This is a genomic window from Burkholderia sp. (genome assembly GCF_018375725.1).
In the GTDB taxonomy this organism is placed as follows: domain Bacteria; phylum Pseudomonadota; class Gammaproteobacteria; order Burkholderiales; family Burkholderiaceae; genus Burkholderia.
Genome location: NZ_JAHACR010000281.1, coordinates 1 through 5533 on the forward strand (window position 1 = coordinate 1; position 5533 = coordinate 5533).

Sequence of the window (5533 nt, forward strand, 5' to 3'; positions counted from 1 at the left end):
ATCACGAACGAAGGCCTGATCGACGGTGGCGCAACGACAGTGACGGCTGGCGATACCGTCACGAACGCGGGCGGGACGATCTGGGCGACACACGATACAACCGTGGCTGCGCGGACCGTTTCGAACCGTGGCGGCACCATCGGCTCCGTCTCGGGTGCGTTGTCGGTCACGACATCCGGGACGACGGACAACGCGGGCGGCAAGTTGCTGGCGTCGGGCGATACGACCTTGGCCAACCAGGGCCTGATGAATGCGGGCGGCATGATTGCAGGAGCGAACGTCAACCTCGCATCGGGACAGGGTGCGATCGACAACGCGCTCGGGAACGTGGCCGCGAGCCAATCGCTGGCGAGCCGGTCGGGCGCATTCGATAACCGGTCCGGTTTGGTGCAGGCTCCGCGGGGGGCGGACATCGACACACACGGCCAGACGTTCGACAACGGCGTACTGGCGGGGCAATCCTCCGGCGGTCAGGTACTCGGCAACGGCGTCACGCTGATGACGGGGATGCTGAGCAACGCGGGCGGCGCGATCTCGTCGAGTGGAACGGCAGTGGTCGACGCATCATCCGTGACCAACGATGCAGGTTCGCTGGTGGTGGACGGTGCATTGACAGTAAGAAGCACCGGCACGGTGTCGAACGTGGCGGGCCAGTTTGTCAGCAACAGTGACGTGACCGTGTCCGGTGCGACGATCGACAACACCCGTGGGGCCATGCATGCGAGCGGTACGCTGTCGGTGCTGGGCGATACGGTTCGCAACGCGCAGACCGCCAGTTCGACGCTGCCGGCGACGGCAGGCGTGCCGGGTCTGGTTGCCGGGATGGAAGGCGCCAGCGTTGTCCTGAACGCCGGCCAGACGCTCGACAATACCGCCGGCTCGGTTCGGGCTGACCAGAGTGCAAAACTGACCGCGCCGATCATCAACAACATGTCGGGGAGCATCCAGTCGAAGGGCGCGGCAACGTTGGCGGCGTCGAATACGCTGGTCAACAGCCAGGGCGACATCAACGGCGGCGAGCAACTAACGGTCTCGACGGGCACGCTCAGCAACGACGGCAAGCTCCAATCGGCCGGCAACGTCAACGTGACGACGCAAGGCGATCTGACCAGTAGCGGGCGGATCGTAGCGGGCCGCGATCTCTCGACCACGGCTGGCGGCGTGTTCGAGAACAGCGGCACGCTGTCGGCAGGCCATGCGGCGGACGTGACTGCCCATTCCATTCGGAACCGCGAGACCGGCGAGATTTTCGGCGGTAACGCCACAAACGTTCACGCAAACCAGTCGATCACGAACGAAGGCCTGATCGACGGTGGCGCAACGACAGTGACGGCTGGCGATACCGTCACGAATGCGGGCGGGCGAATCTACGGCGACACGGTTGCGGTGGGCGCAAACACGCTAATCAACGACCAGAACGCCCAAGGCGTGGGCGGCGTGATCGCATCGCGCGGCGATCTCGACATCGGCGCGCAGACGCTCAGGAACCGGAACAATGCATTGATCTACGCGAGCAACGATATTCATGTCGGCGGTGCACTGGATGCGAATCGTCAGGCGACCGGCGCCGCGCAAACCGTCACGAACAACGGCGCGCAGATCGACAGCGGGCGCGACATTACGGTCGACACGAACCGGTTCGAGAACCTGAACGCCAACTTCCAGACCTCGACGGTCACCACCGACAGCGGCAACCAGTTGTGGTATCAGGTGCCGGGTTCGACTGAAAAGATCGATCCGTCGACCATTTACCTGTACCAGAAGAACAATCAGGAAATCCGTCCGGGCACCGCCTACCAGTGGGCGCTGGACGACGACCAGAAATTCATTTTGCTGCCGTCGACGCAATATCCGTTCGCGGAGTACGCGAAGTACACGATGAACGGTGTCGCGGGCACGATCGACAGAACCGCATATCCCGCGGTGAAATTCGGGGTGGACGAGGTGGCCGCGCAGACGGGAGCGTATCGTACCGTGCCGGCGGACATCTGGGCCCGGTTCGGCGTAGCGCCGCCGCCGGACACGAATCCGGCGTGGATCGCGCAGGGCCCGTTTGCCATGCGGGCGATCATTGGCCGGCACAATGTCGGACGTGACTGGTTCGCCGTCAAGCCACCCACGGAGGCTGACTTGACCGGCGAAAAGCGACCGCTTTTCGGACCGCCGAGCCCCTCCTGCATGACCTCGTCAAATGCGGTGTGTGCGCCTTTCCAACAGTGGTACAAGGCCACCATGGCCGCCTACCAGGACCTCGATCGGGCGGTAACCGCGTATAACCACGATGTATCGAGCCGCCTCGTGCAGACCTATACCGTCTATACGGTCGACGTCGAATCGACCAGGGATATCGTGACGGGGTCACAACCCGGCACGATCGCAGCTGGCCGGCACATCGCGATCAATGCGGCTTCCGGTCTGAACGACAAAAGCCGGATCGTCGCCGGCGACGGCGACCAGCCGAAAAACGTGCTGAACATCGGCGCGACCGGCACCGAGACATTTGCGGGCTCGGGTAAGGCGATCCATACGTGGGTGCAGTCGGGCGGCCTGTTCAGGGGTGACCAGCGCGCATCGTCGAAGACCGACTACGCGCCGGCCATGTCGCCGCAAACGATCGATCTCCCGGTGGTGCTGACCGATCCGAACAAGCCGTCCAATCCGATCAAGAGCGTGGCGGTTGCGACATCTGTTGCGCAAGGTGCGAGCGCTACCGGCGTGACGCCGGTGGCGAGCAAGGAACTCGGCGCGGGTATGGCGGGCGTTGATGCCGGGACCGTATCGACAGTGAAAGCCAACGTAGGCGGTGTAGTCGTGCGCACGGTGACGCCGGACACGCGCTTGCCGAACAATGCGTTGTATCAGGTGAAGACCGCCCCGGGCAGCCGCTTCCTGGTCGAGACGGACCCGCGCTTTACCGATTACCGGAAATGGCTGTCGAGCGACACGATGCTGGATGCGCTCAAGGTCGATCCGAATACCGTTCTCAAGCGCATCGGCGACGGCTTCTACGAGCAGCAGTTGATTCAGCAACAGATCATTCAGGCGACGGGGCAGCGTTTCATTGGCGACTATACGGACAACCAGCGCGAGTTCGAAGCGCTGATGGCGAGCGGGGTGAAGGCTTCGCAGCAGTTCGGGCTGAACCTCGGGACGGCGCTGACCGATGCGCAAATGGCCGCGCTGACGAGAGATATCGTCTGGCTCGTGAATCAGGCCGTGACGTTGCCGGATGGCAGCCAGCAGACGGTGCTGGTGCCGAAGGTATATCTGCACGCGAATGCAGCGGATGTGACCGGCGAAGGCACGATCATTTCCGGCAAGAACGTCACCGTCGAAGCGGACGGCGCGTACCGAAATAGCGGCACGATTGCGAGCCGCAAAGCGACGGTCATTCGCGCGGATTCGATCGAGAATCGCGGCACGGTGTCGGGCAATGCCGTGTCGGCAAGCGCAAGCAAGGATCTGAACAATCTGGGCGGGCTGATTCAAGGAAACGCGGTGGCGTTGTCAGCCGGACGCGACCTCAATCTGGTGAGTACCACAAGCTCGGCGACGGCGAAGAGCGGCAGCGCGACCGGTATCGATCGCGTGTCGACGATCAATGCCGGCACCTTGCATGCGGCTGCCGGTCGGGATCTGAATGCCAATGCGGCCGTCATTGCGACGACCGGCGATGCGGCACTGACTGCGAATAACGACGTCAATCTGAATGCGATTCGCCAGAGCAGCCGGGACGCTGTGAAATGGGACGCCCGCAACCACGCCGAGCACTCGGCGTCGAGCGATACGGGCACGCAGATCGCGGCAGGCGGCAACCTGTCGATCGTGGCCGGCCACGACGTGAATGCGACGACCGCTTACGCGAATGCGCGGGGTGCGATCCACGTGAGTGCCGGACACGATGTCAATCTGAACGCTGGCGCACAGAGCGCGAGCGCGCACGACGAACATTATCGGAAGGAGCGTGGCCTCCTGTCGTCGACGTCGACGCATACGATCGATTCGAGCAGCTATACCAAGGCGATCGGCACGACGTTGTCGGGTCATACGGTCGAGGTTCAGGCCGGAAACGATCTGACGGCGAAGGCCGCAACAATCGCTGCCACCCGCGACTTGAACCTCATCGCAGGCCGCGACCTCACGATCACGACCGCCGACACGGCCTCGAGCGAATATCACTACAAGGACGTGAAGAAATCCGGCCTCGGCAGCGCGGGCGCCGGGATCTCGTTTGGCACGAACCGGACGATCGATACCAGTCGCGATACGGTAAAGGGTTCGCAGGGCAGCCTGATCGGCAGCACAAGCGGCAGTGTTTCCATGAAGGCCGGCAACAAGCTTCATGTCACGGGCTCGGATATCGTCGCACGCAAAGATGTGACGGGCGTCGCGAAGGACGTGAGGATCGATGCGTCGCAGACGGATCGCCATCGTGAACAGGCCCGCGAGGTGACGCGTTCGGGCTTCGCGCTGGGGGTGAAATCGCCGGTGGTCGATGCGATCCAGAATGTGAGTCAGCAGGTGCGGGGAGCGGGCGACAGCCAGGACGGACGGGCCGCAGCGCTCCATGCTATTGCAGCTGGGGGCGGCACGGCCGATTTGGTGGGCGCGACGGGCAGCATGGCGAAGGCGCTGAATGATCCGAAGGGAAAGGTCGGGGCGAAGGTGGAACTGAGCTTCGGTTCATCGCACAGCAAGACGACGTTCACAGAGGACAGCAGGCAGCATAACGGCAGCAGTGTGAAGGCGGGCGGGAAGGTTGCGTTCGTGGCGACGGGGGACAAGAGCGCCGGACAGGGCAATGTGACAATCCATGGGTCGGATGTGACTGCGAAGGACGTGCTGCTGAAGGCGACAAACAAGGTCAATCTCGTCAACAGCACGGATACGGACAGCACGCGTAGCACGAACGCGTCGACGAGTGCGGGCGTGGGTGTGTCGTATGGCACAGGCGGGTTTGGTGTGTCGGCATCGATGTCGCGCGCGCACGGTGATGCGAACTCGGATGCGGCGACGCAGAACAACACACACATCAACGCGAGCAATACCGCGACGATCATCAGTGGCGGCGATACCAACATCGTCGGCGCGAACGTCAATGCGAACAAGGTGATCGCGGACATCGGCGGCAATCTGAATCTGGCTTCGGTGCAGGATACGAGCAAGAGCGCTGCGCACCAGAGCAGCTCGGGCGGCGGGTTCAACGCGAGCATGGGCGGCGCGAGCGCCAGCGTCAGCGTGCAGAGCGGTCGTGCAGGCGGTAACTATGCAGGCGTGAACGAGCAATCGGGCATCCGGGCCGGGGACGGTGGCTTTGATATCACGGTCAGGGGCAACACGGACCTGAAAGGGGCGTACATCGCCAGTACGGCTACGCCTGACAAGAATCAGCTGACCACCGGGACATTGTCGTTCTCGGACATTCAGAACAGCTCGAGCTATCACGCGAGCAGCTTTGGAATCAGTGCCGGTGGCGGTGTGGGTAACGGCGGCAACCATTCCGCTACGCATGGACAGACGAGCGGCAAGAACA

At 63.1% G+C, this 5533-nt stretch carries 1 protein-coding gene; it reads left to right on the forward strand.

Features of this window, described 5'->3' with window-relative positions:
* A partial coding sequence (locus KH616_RS20700) for a hemagglutinin repeat-containing protein (RefSeq protein WP_292250383.1) occupies positions 1-5533 on the forward strand: 5533 nt, incomplete at both ends.